The following is a 14,833-nucleotide window of genomic DNA, read 5'->3' on the forward strand; positions in this document are numbered from 1 at the left end:
ATGCTCCTCATATGGTGGATTTTGGATATTTCCAATGTCTACCATATGGGGAGCATATCATAATTGCGGTTTTCACCTCTTCCAAAACACCACGACGATGTTCCATACACATTGCTGCCGAAATGTGATAGCACTGATATTTACTGGAAAGAGTCCTGAATAGCTGCTCACTCTCACTCTTCTTATTACAAACAATCAAAAGACTCTTGGTTTTAGCAATTACGTTTTCAATTTGATTTGGTAAATCTTCCAAACGACATGGTGGCAAACTCTCAATTTTTGTGCGAACAAATGGTTTCCATACGTGCGGATCATATGGCACCATTTGCCTAATATTCATCGTGATCGGATAATTAGCTTCTTGAAATGCAGGTTGCGTTGCAGAACAGAACACAATTGTCGCACCACACACCCCAGATAAAAACTGAATCATATGATTAAACATTGTCAGTAAATTATTGGGGACACTCTGCACCTCATCAATGATAATGACAGCATCGCACAAAGCATGGAATCTTCGAATACAACTTGTTTTCCCTGAAAACATCGTGTTTAGAAACTGTACTAAAGTTGTTATAATAATTGGCGAATTCCATGTCTCTATCAACAATTCACTTGTGTTTAGACGATCTCGATCATATTCTTCCGGTTGAACTACATTTGAATGATGCTCAAGAATCAGACTTTGGTTCTCAATATAGTCACGAATCACCTTTGCATTTTGTTCCAAAATACTTAGGAGAGGTGATACAAAAATAATTTTTGATTTATTCCATTTCTTAGCATGTGCCAAAGCAAAGCGTAATGAGCATAATGTTTTCCCTGCGCCAGTCGGAATATTAAGTTCAAATAGCCCTGGTGTATTTTCGGCCGCTTTTCTACAGGTATCTGATATCAACTGTCTGCTTCGATTAATGGCGCTATTATTGGGGAATTCTCTTATCTTCTTTTCCGCATAAAAAAGCTGATCTGACCATACCTTCTCCTTATCCTCCAAGTCATGTGGATAAGAAACATTATTCATAAATTCTGCCGTATCCGTCCGATCCCCGTCTATCACAGCTGACTGAACCAATCGTGCAAGCGCGCCAAAATAAAAACATAAAGTGCTCTGTTTTTTTAATATGTCTAATCCATCCTTTTCTAAAATTCTGTCAATTTTCTCTTTTAACAAACGCTCTATCTCGCAATAAGACGCATCATAGCAGGCAACTAGCTGGTCTGCGCTTACACACTTTTCAAAAAAATTACGTCGGATTTCACCATAGTGACTTGACTCATCGCAAAAATTCCCCACTCCTCTAATTCGATTGTCAAATCCACTATCTCCATCCTCGTCAATGCAATCGAACTGACCATGATGAGCCCCTATTGCATATCCAATGATCTCTGACACAAGATTATCCAGACTCCGTTTTCTTTTTGCCAACAGATCTTCAAAAAGAAGCCTTACACCTGAAGATGAATGTGTAACTGCTCCTCTTCGCACATTTTCATTATTAGACGCAGCTATGATATAGCTACGAAATTGAGGTGAAAATTTACCACAATCATGCAATAAACCTGCTAAATATGCACATTTCCCTAATCCAACGATCTTGAGATATTCTTCTGCATATATCGCTGTACTTCTACAGTGTTGCTCTACAGTCTGTACATCATATGTTCCATCCGGACGCCTTCTTATATGCGCAGGATAGCCATCATCATGCCACATACATCCCCCTATTCCTGATTCTGTGTACCTAAAAACTGCTGACATTAACTTACGAACTATTGTAGCACTTTAATCTAAGACAACAGGATAAAACAACCATACACATACTACTAAAGTATCCAATTCGTAAATTCCCGGAAAACGTGACCAAAGATATAACCGCAAAATAAAAAAAAGTCCCCAAAACAGGGACTTTCATTATGAGCCATGCGGGACTCGAACCCGCGACAACCTGATTAAAAGTCAGGTGCTCTACCATCTGAGCTAATAGCTCCCGATATGTTACGCCCAGTTGCCTGGGCAACTGGGCTAGCAGGATTCGAACCTGCGAATCTGGGAATCAAAATCCCATGCCTTAACCGCTTGGCAATAGCCCAAGGTCGTTGTGTGAGACCAGCGGGAAGCTCCCAATAGTATGAGCGGATGTCCCTCAGGACACCCGACCTCGCCACAACAGGGTGGATACAGGGATTCGAACCCTGGGCCTCCAGAGCCACAATCTGGCGCGCTAACCAACTGCGCTATACCCACCATATATGATTGCTTGATTCTCGCGAATCAAATGTGCCAGGAGGGACTCGAACCCCCGACCCACGGCTTAGAAGGCCGTTGCTCTATCCAGCTGAGCTACTAACACATGCGGTATGATTGCTCATACGAAAAGCGGGTGATGGGAATCGAACCCACGTATCCAGCTTGGAAGGCTGGTGTTCTACCATTGAACTACACCCGCATGTGTGACAGTCGGTGACCATCAATCGGGGTGACAGGATTCGAACCTGCGACCCCCTGGTCCCAAACCAGGTACACTAGCCAAACTGTGCCACACCCCGAATTAAGCGTGCAGGTCTGACCGCGACGCAAAAAATAGTATATGGTAAGACCCCATCCTTGTCAATACGATTTTTGCCGATCTCGCCCCCTGCTGGAGTGACTATGCTCACTCCCTTGGCCCCCGGTAATCTGCAATTCCGCCAATATTCTTCACTTTGCTAAATCCCTGCTTCTTCATCCATTCTGCCGCCTTACCGCTTCTTCCCCCGCTGAGACAATAGACGAAGACGGGGTGGTCTTTCTCCTGAACAAGTTCGCCGATACTTGTGATCTGAGACAGGGGATGGTTTATCGCCTTTGGGATATGCCCCGAGGCATATTCCTCCGTCTCCCTCACATCGATCAGGATGGCACCCTCTGTCTTTTTGTATTCTTCAATCCCCGCATTGATATCTGTTTTCTTCCCAAATCCAAACATATTCTCTCCTAATATAAAATGACTGCACCGAAATGCCATCTTGCAATCTGCTTTCATTTCGAAAAACGCCTCAAAGCGGCATTTCACAGATAATTCTGCGCGAAATGCAAATCCCCATTTTTATCTACATCACAGACAATAAAGGAGGGCTTTCTCCCCGGCTGTCTGGGGAGACTGATGCTCCCCGGATTAATCAGGGTAACCCCATTGACGCATTCCATCGTCGGATAATGGGTGTGCCCGAAGACAGCGTAATCGCACTTGTGCGCCGCTGCCACAATGGCCAGATCCTCCAGACCCCAGCTGACATGCTCATGGTGGCCGTGGGTCACATAGAGCCGGTGCCGGCCCAGGGGCAGAACCAGATCGTTCGGCAGATCTGTCCCAAAATCATTATTACCCCGGACGACATCCAGAGGGCAGTCCGCCATGGCCTGCACCTGGGGCTGACAGGTCAGAATATCTCCGCAGTGAATCAGGCGGTCCGGACGCACTCTTCGGATGACCTCCCGCAGATTTTCATGCCTTCCATGGCTGTCACTGACGATGAGCACGCGCATATTCCACCAATTTCTCCCGCATAGCCCTGAGAGCCTTTCCCCTGTGACTGATCCGGTTCTTCTCCTCAGCAGACAATTCCGCGGAGGAAATATCATAGCCCTTCGGCCAGAAAATAGGATCATAGCCAAAGCCGTTTTCCCCGGCCATCTTTTCTCCGATCCAGCCCTCCATGTTCTTTCGGATAACGATTTTTTCTCCATCCGGGAAGACAGCTGCTATCGCGCAGACAAAGCGGGCCGTTCGCTTTTCCCGCGGCAGGCCTGCCAGCTGATCCAGAATATATTGATTTTTCACCTGATAAGAGCTGTCGCGCCCCATGAATCTGGCAGAGTAAATGCCCGGCGCCCCATCCATTGCGTCTACTTCCAGTCCCGAATCATCTGCCAGGATGATCGCCTTGGGCGCCAGAGCGGCGACTGCCTCTGCCTTAATCACGGCATTTTCTTCAAAGGTGTTTCCATTCTCCTCTATGTTCAGGTCGATCCCGGCCTCCCTCATGGAGCAGATCTCATAGGAAGCCCCTGCCATAATCTCCCGAATCTCCCGCATCTTATCCTGATTCCCGGTTGCAAAAATAATTTTCATATATTTCATCTCCATATATTTTTTTACTGATCCCGCCTGGCCGCAGGATTGCTGTAAGCCTTGAGGCAGAGGTTGGCGGAAATTTTCTTCTCTGTGCTCTCCCACTGGCTCCCGTCCTTGGAGATATAGCCCTCTCCGTCTTTCAAATCAATATTGGCTGTCCGATTGTCTCCGGTCCGGTACTCGATCGCCATTGGCTGCGTCGCGCCCGGCGTATCTAATTCTACGACAACGGCAAATTTGCAGTTTGCCCCGACCTCCTTTGGACTGTCAAATCGAATGGTATAAAAGCCCCGATCCTGCAAGAGGCCGGACGCCACCTGGACACGGTTGTTGAGCCCTCCGCTTCCTCGTATATTTGAGACGAATGAGACCTGGTAGCGAGTGTTCTTCCCAAGGGCATAAAAGCCCGCGGCCTCGACCTGGCTGTCCTCCCTGGCCGTGTAGAAATTCGCCGCGACGATTTTTCCGCTCCCATAGCCCACCTGGCCGATCCAGCCGGCCAGATCCGACTGATAAATTTCTTTGAAATTGTCACTGTCCTCAACATCAGCGTAAGAGGCCGCCTGACTTCCAATGGTTGTGTCCTCATAAGACACATAGAAGACTCCGGACTCACCGAAATCCTTCCCCCAGGAATTCTGACAGATCCAGGCCCCGTCCTCTTTTGCATTGCCCTTGAAATTCTCCGCCTTGTGATTATCATCCCAGCCCACAATAATCACATCGTGGTTGGGACGATTCTTCCCCGTATAACAGTAGGAATTGCTCTCCTTGGAGTAGAAGCTGGCGGAAGAAATATCCGCATCGGCGATGTCGACATAGAGAGAGGACGTCATCCCTCCCCGCTCATAAACAGCCTTTTTGATGTCGGACAGAGAATTCTGATCCGGAAAACGAACCCCCTGCACATGCCTGTCCAGGCGATCATCGCTCGTTTTCTTCGGCCCCTTCCAGGATAAGAGATAGGAGGCGGCCATCTCATAATCCCCTCCCAGCCTGCTGTCCAGGCCAAACGCATTGTTATTCACCATATCTGTCACCGAGTACTGCTCCTTAGTCTGCGGAAGCAAAGAGGACTCTAAGGCCCCGATAGCCGCGTCTGCCCAACACTCGGAAGCAGAACCCTGATCCCGGATCTGACTGACCATCTCTTCATCCCGAAGATCAAATCTAGTCGGCAGAATCACCTTGCTGTTGCCCTGTGAAGAAATGTTGACGGTTCTGGCATTCAAATCCCAGTCCACCTTGTAGCCGCACCAATTCGCCAGATCCTGCAGCGGAAGGAAACAAACGCCGCGCTCAAAGACGGGGGCATGGCTCAGCTTGACCTTTTTCTTGTTGTAGGTCGCCTCAAGGCTGCCCTTAAAAAGTGAAGCAGAGCTCTTTCCCCTCTGATAACTGACGCGCCCGTCCTCATGAACGCTCAGATGCGCGCCGAAAAGCTCCGGAACCAGGCTGCTTGAGACCATCAGCTCCATCTGCTCATCCACAAGAATATTCCGAAAAGCCCCATTGATATTCTCCCCGTCCAGGCTCGCCTTGATACTGCGGGAAGAATTGATCTGGGCGGCCTGCATGGGGTAGAAGGCACTTGCCTCCTGCCTGACATTTTGATAGTTCCCTACCTGAGAGCCCTGGTCTACACTGTCTGTGAACTTGAGTCCGCAGAGCAGCGCCAGCACCAGGGTAAATGCTATATATCTGCGGGAATATCGCATCTTAATTCTCCTGCTTCTTCCGCCTGGGCGGCTTGGGACCCAGATACTGATAGAAATAGGTCTTAATCATACCATTGTATATCTTTCGATTCTTATCCGCTTTCCGTCCCAGGTATTTCTGCGCGTCCTCATAGGATGTGATGATATACATAGACCAGTCATCCAGACTGCGATAAGCGCGGCCGATCGCCGCATAGAGCTCCGGCAGGTCCTTCTGATCCTCCAACCGCTCGCCATAGGGCGGGTTGGTCAGAATAAAGCCGTACTTCTTGGGATGGGATGTATCTCTGACATCTCTTTGCTGAAAGTGGATCAGATCGGCCACTCCGGCTCTGCGGGCATTCTGACGGGCGATTTCCACCATCCTGGGATCCAGGTCATAGCCCTGCAGATTCGTCCTGACGTCCGGATTGATCTGTCCCCTGGCATCGGCGCGAAGGTCTCTCCAGACCTGCGGATCAATCAGATTGGTCCACTGTTCCCCTGTAAAGGACCGGTCCAATCCCGGGGCAATATTCGCCGCCATCATAGCTGCCTCAATCAGAATGGTCCCGGATCCGCAGAAGGGATCCATCAGAATCCGGTCCGCATGCCAGGGAGTCAGCATGAGAAGCCCCGCCGCCAGGGTCTCAGATAAAGGCGCTTTCGACGTGAGCGTGCGATAGCCCCGCTTATGCAGAGGAAGTCCCGTTGAATCCAAAGTCACCATCACCCGGTTTTTCATGATGAAAATGCGCAGGGGATACTCCGCTCCCGTCTCAGGAAAATGTGAGATCCCATAGACCTTGCTCATCCGCTCCACCATGGCTCTCTTGACAATGGACTGAATATCCCTGGTCGAAAAAAGCTCTGACTTAACCGAAGTCGCCTTGGTTACCCAGAATTTGGCGTCCTTTGGCAAATAGTTCTCCCAGGCAATTCCCCTGATCCCCTGAAAGAGCTCCTCCCAGCTTCTCGCCTCAAACTCGGCGACGACCAGCAGAATGCGCTCCGGCGTTCGCAAGTGAATATTAGCATAGGCCAAAGCCTCGTAATCTCCCTCAAAAATAACTCTTCCATCCTCGACCCGGCTGATCTCATAACCCAGATCGTAGATCTCTCTTTTTAAAACAGCCTCCATTCCAAAATGGCAGGGGGCCGCGATCTGTAATTGTTCCATGTACTCTCCCGCCCTGTAGACGTATCCGCGGAATTTTACCTCTCAGACAGCTTTTACCCCATCCCGTGCATATGCCCGAGCCCTGTGGACGCATCCGCAAACCCCCACCCCTCAGACAGGGCATCTGAATGACCTTCACTGATCGACTGTGACGTCCGCAAAGGAAAACCGAATCAACTTTTTCAAGGAGGAAGGAGCAAGCTCTACCTGAAATCCCACCTTGCCCCCGGAGAAGAGAATTGTCTCATATTGCTCAGCCGTTTCATGCAGCACAGTTGGAAAACTCTTCTTCATTCCAATCGGGGAACATCCGCCGTGCACATAACCGGTCAGAGGAAGCAGTTCCTTCTGCGGCAGCATGGCAAGAGACTTCTCCCCCACCACTTTGGCGGCCTTCTTGAGATCCAGCTCCGCGCAAACCGGAATGACAAAGACATAGTGCTCTTTCGTCTTTCCGACAGTAACCAGGGTCTTGAATACCCGGTCGGGATCCTCTCCTAGGGCCTCGGCAATTTCCTTCCCATTGGTCAGCCCCAGCTTCTCATAATTGTAGGCCTCATAACGCAGCTTCTTTTGCTCCAGGAGCCGCATTACATTTGTCTTCTCATCCTTCTTACTCATCTGACCCTCAAATTTCTGTGCTTTTCACTGTTCTATTATATGTGCCTTCCCGGACAGGGTAAACCATCATTCTGTTTTTTCTGATGGCAAGTTCACATACGATAGAGCAGGCTGTAGCATACGATAGCGCAGGCGCTCCCTTGACAATCCGACGGGTCTATGTCATAATCCATTCTGTTGTCGACGAGACAGCTTATGTGTGTGTAGCTCAGCTGGATAGAGCACTAGTCTACGGAACTAGGTGTCGGGGGTTCGAATCCCTTCACGCACGTGTGATCAGAGCACTGTAATCTCTTAAGATTGCAGTGCTTTTTTTTCAAAATAGAGATTACAGGGTAAGACGTATCAATAAAAATCAATCAGCGCCTGCCTGAAATACCTTGGATTGCTTCCTTTCCCTGGATATATTCTCGAAGATCCTCTCCATAACATATTGGCCTATACCTCCCCTGAATATATCCACCTGTCCCGGCCATCAGAATATATGCGTCTATCCCTTGTCAACCTCTTCACTTTCGGCCAAAATAGTTGAGAATAGCAACATCTTCCAAGGAGCACCATATGAAAGACGGATTTGTCAAAGTCGCTGCGGCCTCCCCTGACCTCAAGGTGGCGGCCTGCCATTACAATGCCGATCGGATTCTGGACCAGATCGCTGAGCTTGCCCTGGCCGGGGCTAAAATCATGGTCTTTCCGGAACTGGCCATCACTTCTTACACCGCTTCCGATCTCTTCTTACAGGAGGCCCTCATTGATCAGGCCAAAGAGGAACTCGGGCGTATCGCAAAGGCAACAGAAGGCGTAGATGCGCTCATTTTCATCGGCCTGCCCTGGGAGCACAAGTGCAAATTATATAATGTCGCCGCTGTCTTGAACCGCGGGAATCTGCTCGGTCTCGTCCCCAAGAAGCATCTGCCCAACTACAATGAGTTCTATGAACTGCGGCATTTCACCCCGGCAGCCGATGAGATCGACCTGACCGACTGGCAGGAGGATCAGGTTCCCTTTGGCACCAATCTCCTCTTCGCCTGCCGGGAGCTTCCGCACCTGATCGTATCCGCCGAGATCTGCGAGGATCTCTGGGTTCCCGCGCCCCCCTCCACATCACACGCCGAGGCGGGCGCTACTGTCCTGGTCAACCTGTCTGCCAGCGACGAAATGACCGGCAAGGCCGCTTATCGCCGCCAGCTGCTTATGGCTCACTCTGCCTCCACCGTCTCCGCCTACATCTATGCTTCATCCGGGGACGGAGAATCCACCCAGGATCTGGTCTTCGGCAGCCATAAGCTGATTGTGGAAAATGGATCTATCCTGGCTGAATCTCCCCGCTTTGTCAACGGGACCCTTCTGTCTGAGATCGATGTGAACCGTCTGGCCGCGGAGCGCCGCCGGATCTCCACCTATCCCGCAGCTGACAGAGACGACTATCTGACCCTGCCTTTTTCCCTGGATCTGACTAAGACCGGTTTGACCCGCACCTTCCCATCGGCTCCCTTTGTTCCCTCTGACAAAAATCTTCGCGCCAAACGCTGTGAGGAAATTCTGACCATCCAGGCCATGGGACTCAAGAAGCGGCTGCTCCATACGCGGGCTAAATCCGCCGTCATCGGTATTTCCGGCGGTCTCGACTCGACACTGGCTCTTCTTGTCACCGTCAAAGCCTTTGATCTGGCCGGTCTGAACCGCGAGAATATCATCTGCGTCACCATGCCCGGCTTTGGCACGACAGATCGTACCTATACCAATGCCTGTCAGCTGACCCGCCTGCTCAAAGCCGCTCTGAAGGAAGTGGATATCAAGGCGTCTGTCAGCCAGCATTTTGCCGACATCGGCCATGATATCCGGGTTCATGATGTCACCTATGAGAACAGCCAGGCCCGCGAGCGAACTCAGATCCTCATGGACATCGCCAATCAGACCGGCGGTCTGGTCATCGGAACCGGAGATCTCTCAGAACTCGCTCTGGGCTGGGCGACCTACAATGGCGATCACATGTCTATGTATGGCGTCAACGCCTCCATCCCCAAGACGCTGGTTCGCTACCTAGTCGCTTTCTATGCGGACAGCTGCGGGGAAAATGCCCTGGCAGCCATTTTGCGTGACATTTTAGACACGCCGGTCAGCCCGGAGCTTCTGCCCCCGAGAGAAGGCCTTATTTCCCAGAAGACAGAGGACCTGGTCGGCCCCTATGAGTTACATGATTTCTTCTTGTACTATATGCTGCGCGCCGGATTCCCTCCCTCCAAGATCTACCGTATCGCCCGGATCAGCTTTTGTGACCGCTACGATTCCAGGACGATTCTCAAATGGCTAAAGACCTTCTACCGGCGCTTCTTCGCCCAGCAGTTCAAGCGCTCCGCCCTGCCGGACGGGCCAAAGGTCGGATCTGTTGCTCTCTCCCCCCGCGGCGATCTGCGCATGCCCTCTGACGCGTGTATGGAAGTCTGGGAGAAAGAGCTGGATTTACTCAACTGAAAAGCCGCCCCGTCACGCATACAGATAAGCACTGTATGCGTGACGGGGCGGTTACTTCTTATTTATCCCTGTCTCTCATTCACTTTTCTGGCGAGAGCTATGCGCAAGAGACCCTTCCTGCCACATTACCTTCTCTTAAGCCTCTGCCTTCCAGAGACCATGCAAATTGCAGTATGCATAGGCAACAAGAGCCTTCTCCCCGTCGGCCAGCTTGAACTGAGCACAGGGAGCCTGGCCAGCCGCAAGATCCTTCTTCTGGTATCCCTGGGATGTCTCAAGAAGAATCCACTGGATCAGATGTTCCTCCGTCATAGGATGGTCAACGGAACCGACTTTCACTGTAACGGTATCTCCATCGACACTGACAACGGGAACATGTTTCTCCTGTGCCGCGTCTGTGGTATTGGCAGTCAGTTCTGTCATTTCCTCCCCGCAGCACTTGGGCGTGCATGCCGTCTTCTCTCCCAAAAAACTCACAAAGTTACCGCATGACTTACATCTGTAAAATAACATTGTCCACTCCTTTATCCCTCAGCAGATCATTTCCTTATCCTTTTGGGGCTGATCCGCTACCATTCTGTCAGACACAAAATTCAATAATTCTCTTCACGAACCTCGAAGAAGGCCTGCGGATGATGACAAACGGGGCAGACCTCAGGTGCCTCGGTTCCAACACAGATGTGTCCGCAGTTACGGCACTCCCATACCTTAACCTCAGACTTCTTGAAGACCTCCTTCATCTCCACATTGTGGAGAAGCTTGCGATAGCGCTCCTCATGCGTCTTCTCAATCGCGCCAACGGCTCTGAACTGGGCTGCCAGATCCGCGAAGCCCTCTTCCTCCGCATCCTTAGCCATGCGCTCATACATATCGGTCCACTCGTAGTTCTCACCCTCGGCTGCGGCCTTCAGATTGGCCTCTGTGTCGCCCTGCAGTCCCAAATGACGGAACCAGAGCTTGGCATGTTCCTTCTCATTGTCCGCCGTCTTCTGGAAGAGAGCCGCAATCTGCTCAAATCCCTGCTTCTTGGCCACGGACGCGAAGAAAGTATACTTATTCCTGGCCTGTGACTCTCCGGCGAATGCCTCCTGAAGATTCTTTTCTGTCTTTGTTCCTGCGAAACGGTTTGCCATAATATCCTCCTTTGTATAATAGATGTTTGTTCCCTTTTCAGGAACTGTTATCATTATTATATCCTTTTTTAGAGTATCCGCTTCAATATATTTATATCTTTTTTGTGTTAATTTTGGAACAAGGGTGAAATGTTTGCGAGGACTTTCAGGGAAATCTCCATTTAATCCATGAGAAATATTCTCTGTGAACAGACTTGAAAGGACTTCTGTTCTAACTCGAGTAGAGAGAACATAATTTATTCATATATATTTGTTAGAATCGTCACATTGTTGACATAGGGGCACTCAGCTATCTATCTGTCACGATCCTATTGACTTGCTGATTTTTCAGCACCCACACAAAAAGGAGTTATGAATGTACAATTACGCTTATTCCGCTTATGACACCGGCATGGCAGCCGCTCTGATCGCCCTCGCCGCCGCCTACTGGTTTGTGGGCCTCATCCTCTATGTGATCACCGTCATGGCCATGTGGAAAATCTTCACCAAGGCTGGAATCGCAGGATGGAAATCCATTGTTCCTCTTCTCAACACCTACGAGCTCTTCAAGATTGCCATGGGCAACGGCTGGCTCTTTCTCCTGCTTTTCGTTCCCATCGTCAACATTGTCATGGGCATTATGCTCTGGGTAAAGCTGGCCAGGGCCTTCGGTCACGGCGCCGGATTCGCAGTAGGCCTGATCTTCCTCAACACAATCTTCATCCTGATTCTTGGCTTTGAGTCCTCCAGCTACCAGGGTCCCCTGGCAGATCAAAAAGAGGTTGGATCCTTCGAGCAGACAATGTGATAACGAAGGTAGGCGAACATTCCGCCTGTTCTCCATAAATCAAAAGGTATTTCAAGAAGAATGCCCTCGTCCGGATCTCTTCCGGCCGAGGGCATTCTTTTTGACAAACGAAACAGGCTCCAAGCATAATATTCTGTTTGATAAATGGAGCAGGCATAAAGCATGACATTCCGCGAATGATGGGACAAAACGTGTGGATAACGAATTCCTTCTATAGTCCAGTATCTACATTTTTAGCCGGACAATTAAATTATCACAGGATCAGAGCGAAAACTCCCTGTAATTTTTGGCCGCAAGATCTGCCTTTGCCGATGCCAAATCCACATACTCCGTGGAGAAAAGGCTCCCGGCATGATCTTCCAGATCAGATGTGGATATGGCGTCGTTTTGAATCGAGAGATTGCTGTATCCATAGATGCAGAAGGTCGTCTTCTCCACATCGGTCCACTGATCGCTTGTAATATCTTTGCTGCTCTCTTTTTTCACCAGCTGATAGATATTCATGATATTGATCTGTCCATTGCGGTAATAGATAAAGGTCTTCTGGCGCTTGATGCTGTAGCTGATCTTATGGTAGTCTCCGTCCTGATCCTGGTTCGCCGACTTGGCCAGATCGTCAATCCTGGCTGTCACCTCTGAAATCCCACTGATATCCTTGATCTCCTTCAATCCGCTGACCGTCAGAGACACATTTTCTTTGGCCAGCTTCTTGCCATTCTTCCTGGCGCTCTCCAGGAAATGATTGCTGAGGGGCAATTCGACCTGATCTCCATTGGACAGGTGATCATAAACCTTCTCCACTGTGTAAATGCTCTGATCATAGTCTAAGCATCCGTAGCCATTGTAGCCGGTGAAGCGAACGGGATATTGAGCCAGAATCTGCTCCGCTGTCATATCCTGCATCTGCGTCAGGCCACTGACCGTATAGGTCTTCGTCTCATCGGCAATGGGAGAGGACTCATAATCAGAAGTGATCCGAAGTGTGACCACATCCCCGTTTTTCAGATCATTCTCCCTGTCGAAGACAATATTGGTTCCCTCCAGATATTTAATTGCCTGCTGGTACTTGGGCTCGGACTCCAGATCATCGGTATTTCGATTGATCATGTCCTCAATCTGATTTTTCTTAAGGCCAACCTTCTTCCCGACCAGGCGGATCATCTTCTCGTTGACCTTATCGGCATCATAGCTTAAAACCCCCTGACTGTCATAGCCCTCGAAACGAACATCGAAGACGTCGCTGATCTTCGTCTTCCTGTTTCTGGTCCAGATCAAACCGCAAATTACCAGCAAAAGGATAAGCAAAAGCGGGATGATCCAGCGCAGATGCCATCTTGGCCCTCTCTTGCTCCGGCCTGTCTCATCCGGATTGACAGGACCCTGTCCTCCTTTGTCTGATGGATGATCCGTCAGTTTTCCTGTCTGATCCGCAGGTAAAAACCGGCTTTCCTCCGGATTCTCCTCTTCTTCCTCATAGCTGCGCATCTGCTCAGGAGACAAGCGCATGGAGGCTGATGTCTCCTCTTCTGCCATTCCCTCAGACGCTGCCCGGATCAGGTCTTCTTCGTCGGGCAGATTCCCTGTCGATGTACCCATTTCAGACGAAGCCTTCTGATCCATCGATATATCCGTTTCAGACGAAGCCTGCTGATCCGCAGATATATTCACTTCAGACGGATCCTGCTGACCCGCAGATGTATTTACTTCAGACGGATCCTGCTGACCCGCAGATGTATTCACTTCAGGCATGTCCTGCTGATCCGCAGATGTATCCGCCCCGGACGAATTAGCCTTTTTCTCTTCCATCGCGTAGACCCTCCTGCCTATATGGCAACCCTTTTCCTCCAACAGCCAGCCCCGGACTTTTTCAACAATCGCACGATAATCGCACGATTCCCTCACAGGAAATTGAATCCGCCCTCCATGGACAGGCAATGATCATAATCCGCGCAGTCCGCGGAGATTCTCTCTGATCGGTCAGACATCAATCTCCAGAAGAAGCGGACAGTGATCCTGTCTGGCCCCGGAATCAATCATTTCAGAGGAATTCACCCTGTTTAGGATTCGATCCGATACCAGAAAATAGTCGATTCTCCAACCGGAATTATTGATTTTACTGCTCTTGACCCTCTGTGCCCACCAGGAATAGGCGTCCGCCAGATCCCGGTGCAGACAGCGGAAGGAATCCGCAAAGCCCCGGTCAAGGAGCCTGGTAAATCCCTCTCTCTCCTGATCCGTAAAACCCGCGGACATATGGTTGGCATCCGGGTTCTTCAGATCAATCTCCTCATGGGCTACATTATAGTCTCCGCAGGCAATGACCGGCTTCCTCGCGTCAAGCCCCGCCAGATAGTCGGCATATCTGGCGTCCCATTGCTGGCGATCATCCAGACGTCTTAAACCGTCACCGGCATTTGGCGTATACACAGTCGTGAAGAAAAAATCCGCCGTCTCAATGGTCAGGATACGCCCCTCGACATCCATGGTGTCCGGCGCTCCAATGGACGGCTTCGTCACTTCAAGCACAGGTCCGGCATCCCGCCGGGCGAGTATCATAACTCCCGCATATCCCTTGCGCGCCGGAGGCCTGGAAGAGATATAGTGACAGTCATAATCACTGAATAGCTTCTCTATTATCTCCATCTGCTTTTGATTGGGCCCGGCCTCAGGCAGTTTGGTCTCCTGAATGGCAAAGTAATCCGGCCTCATCCCGGCAATCTTCTCGAGAACAGCCGCGCTCATCTGAGCTCTGGCTGATGTTCCGGTCAGAGCCGCATTCAAAGAATCAATATTCCATGATATAAATCTCATTGTTACTCCTG

Annotated in this window: 13 protein-coding genes and 7 tRNA genes; 3 read left to right on the forward strand and 17 right to left on the reverse strand. The window is 50.1% G+C overall.

The features are described 5' to 3' along the window. Positions 1-7: 7 nt before the first annotated feature. The 13 genes from GCWU000342_RS00665 to ybaK all read right to left on the reverse strand — a co-directional run bounded on the left by GCWU000342_RS00665 (position 8) and on the right by ybaK (position 7,616). The gene (locus GCWU000342_RS00665; RefSeq protein WP_006905224.1) at positions 8-1,717 is read right to left on the reverse strand and encodes a CRISPR-associated endonuclease Cas3''; all 1,710 of its coding nucleotides are present in this window, start codon (positions 1,715-1,717) and stop codon (positions 8-10) included. A 201-nt stretch (positions 1,718-1,918) separates the two neighbouring features. After that, a tRNA-Lys gene (locus GCWU000342_RS00670) sits at positions 1,919-1,991 on the reverse strand. Positions 1,992-2,021: 30 nt separating this feature from the next. Continuing rightward, a tRNA-Gln gene (locus GCWU000342_RS00675) sits at positions 2,022-2,094 on the reverse strand. Between the two features lie 80 nt (positions 2,095-2,174). Then, positions 2,175-2,248: transfer RNA gene (locus tag GCWU000342_RS00680), tRNA-His, on the reverse strand. A 32-nt stretch (positions 2,249-2,280) separates the two neighbouring features. Continuing rightward, positions 2,281-2,354: transfer RNA gene (locus GCWU000342_RS00685), tRNA-Arg, on the reverse strand. Between the two features lie 25 nt (positions 2,355-2,379). Further along, positions 2,380-2,450, reverse strand: a tRNA-Gly gene (locus tag GCWU000342_RS00690). A gap of 25 nt (positions 2,451-2,475) precedes the next feature. Then, positions 2,476-2,550 (reverse strand) — tRNA-Pro (locus GCWU000342_RS00695). Between the two features lie 107 nt (positions 2,551-2,657). After that, on the reverse strand, positions 2,658-2,969 hold the full coding sequence (locus GCWU000342_RS00700; RefSeq protein WP_045000055.1) for a rhodanese-like domain-containing protein: 312 nt from the start codon (positions 2,967-2,969) through the stop codon (positions 2,658-2,660). A gap of 83 nt (positions 2,970-3,052) precedes the next feature. Beyond that, positions 3,053-3,529 carry a metallophosphoesterase family protein gene (locus GCWU000342_RS00705; protein WP_006905226.1) on the reverse strand — a complete coding sequence of 159 codons (477 nt, stop codon included), beginning with the start codon at positions 3,527-3,529 and terminating at the stop codon, positions 3,053-3,055. Beyond that, complete coding sequence (gene rdgB / locus GCWU000342_RS10360) at positions 3,507-4,115, reverse strand: RdgB/HAM1 family non-canonical purine NTP pyrophosphatase (protein WP_045000057.1); 609 nt, start codon at positions 4,113-4,115, stop codon at positions 3,507-3,509. Before rdgB ends, GCWU000342_RS00705 begins: the two co-directional genes overlap by 23 nt. 23 nt (positions 4,116-4,138) lie before the next feature. Further along, positions 4,139-5,836 (reverse strand): lectin like domain-containing protein, encoded by a 1,698-nt coding sequence (locus GCWU000342_RS00715; protein ID WP_006905228.1) that lies wholly within the window; start codon positions 5,834-5,836, stop codon positions 4,139-4,141. Between the two features lies 1 nt (position 5,837). Then, the gene (locus GCWU000342_RS00720) at positions 5,838-6,995 is read right to left on the reverse strand and encodes a THUMP domain-containing class I SAM-dependent RNA methyltransferase (protein WP_006905229.1); all 1,158 of its coding nucleotides are present in this window, start codon (positions 6,993-6,995) and stop codon (positions 5,838-5,840) included. A gap of 135 nt (positions 6,996-7,130) precedes the next feature. Then, on the reverse strand, positions 7,131-7,616 hold the full coding sequence (ybaK, locus tag GCWU000342_RS00725; protein ID WP_006905230.1) for a Cys-tRNA(Pro) deacylase: 486 nt from the start codon (positions 7,614-7,616) through the stop codon (positions 7,131-7,133). 197 nt (positions 7,617-7,813) lie between these two features. Here ybaK and GCWU000342_RS00730 point away from each other — a divergent pair. Together GCWU000342_RS00730 and GCWU000342_RS00735 are read left to right on the forward strand one after the other, a co-directional pair. Next, positions 7,814-7,887, forward strand: a tRNA-Arg gene (locus GCWU000342_RS00730). A gap of 290 nt (positions 7,888-8,177) precedes the next feature. Then, positions 8,178-10,091, forward strand: a complete 1,914-nt coding sequence (locus GCWU000342_RS00735) for an NAD(+) synthase (RefSeq protein ID WP_006905232.1) — start codon at positions 8,178-8,180, stop codon at positions 10,089-10,091. 135 nt (positions 10,092-10,226) lie between these two features. Here the strand turns inward: GCWU000342_RS00735 and GCWU000342_RS00740 are convergent, their stop codons facing one another. Together GCWU000342_RS00740 and rbr are read right to left on the reverse strand one after the other, a co-directional pair. Then, complete coding sequence (locus GCWU000342_RS00740; protein WP_044960664.1) at positions 10,227-10,604, reverse strand: desulfoferrodoxin family protein; 378 nt, start codon at positions 10,602-10,604, stop codon at positions 10,227-10,229. Positions 10,605-10,684: 80 nt separating this feature from the next. Next, positions 10,685-11,224 (reverse strand): rubrerythrin, encoded by a 540-nt coding sequence (gene rbr / locus GCWU000342_RS00745; protein ID WP_198015606.1) that lies wholly within the window; start codon positions 11,222-11,224, stop codon positions 10,685-10,687. Between the two features lie 355 nt (positions 11,225-11,579). On the opposite strand from rbr, the gene GCWU000342_RS00750 reads away from it, so the two are divergent. Beyond that, complete coding sequence (locus GCWU000342_RS00750) at positions 11,580-12,011, forward strand: DUF5684 domain-containing protein (RefSeq protein WP_006905235.1); 432 nt, start codon at positions 11,580-11,582, stop codon at positions 12,009-12,011. Between the two features lie 261 nt (positions 12,012-12,272). Here GCWU000342_RS00750 and GCWU000342_RS00755 read toward each other — a convergent pair whose 3' ends face one another. Beyond that, positions 12,273-13,817, reverse strand: a complete 1,545-nt coding sequence (locus GCWU000342_RS00755) for a hypothetical protein (protein WP_045000059.1) — start codon at positions 13,815-13,817, stop codon at positions 12,273-12,275. A gap of 171 nt (positions 13,818-13,988) precedes the next feature. Continuing rightward, complete coding sequence (locus tag GCWU000342_RS00760) at positions 13,989-14,822, reverse strand: exodeoxyribonuclease III (RefSeq protein ID WP_006905238.1); 834 nt, start codon at positions 14,820-14,822, stop codon at positions 13,989-13,991. Between the last annotated feature and the right edge of the window lie 11 nt (positions 14,823-14,833).

The organism is Shuttleworthella satelles DSM 14600, from assembly GCF_000160115.1.
GTDB lineage: Bacteria > Bacillota > Clostridia > Lachnospirales > Lachnospiraceae > Shuttleworthia > Shuttleworthia satelles.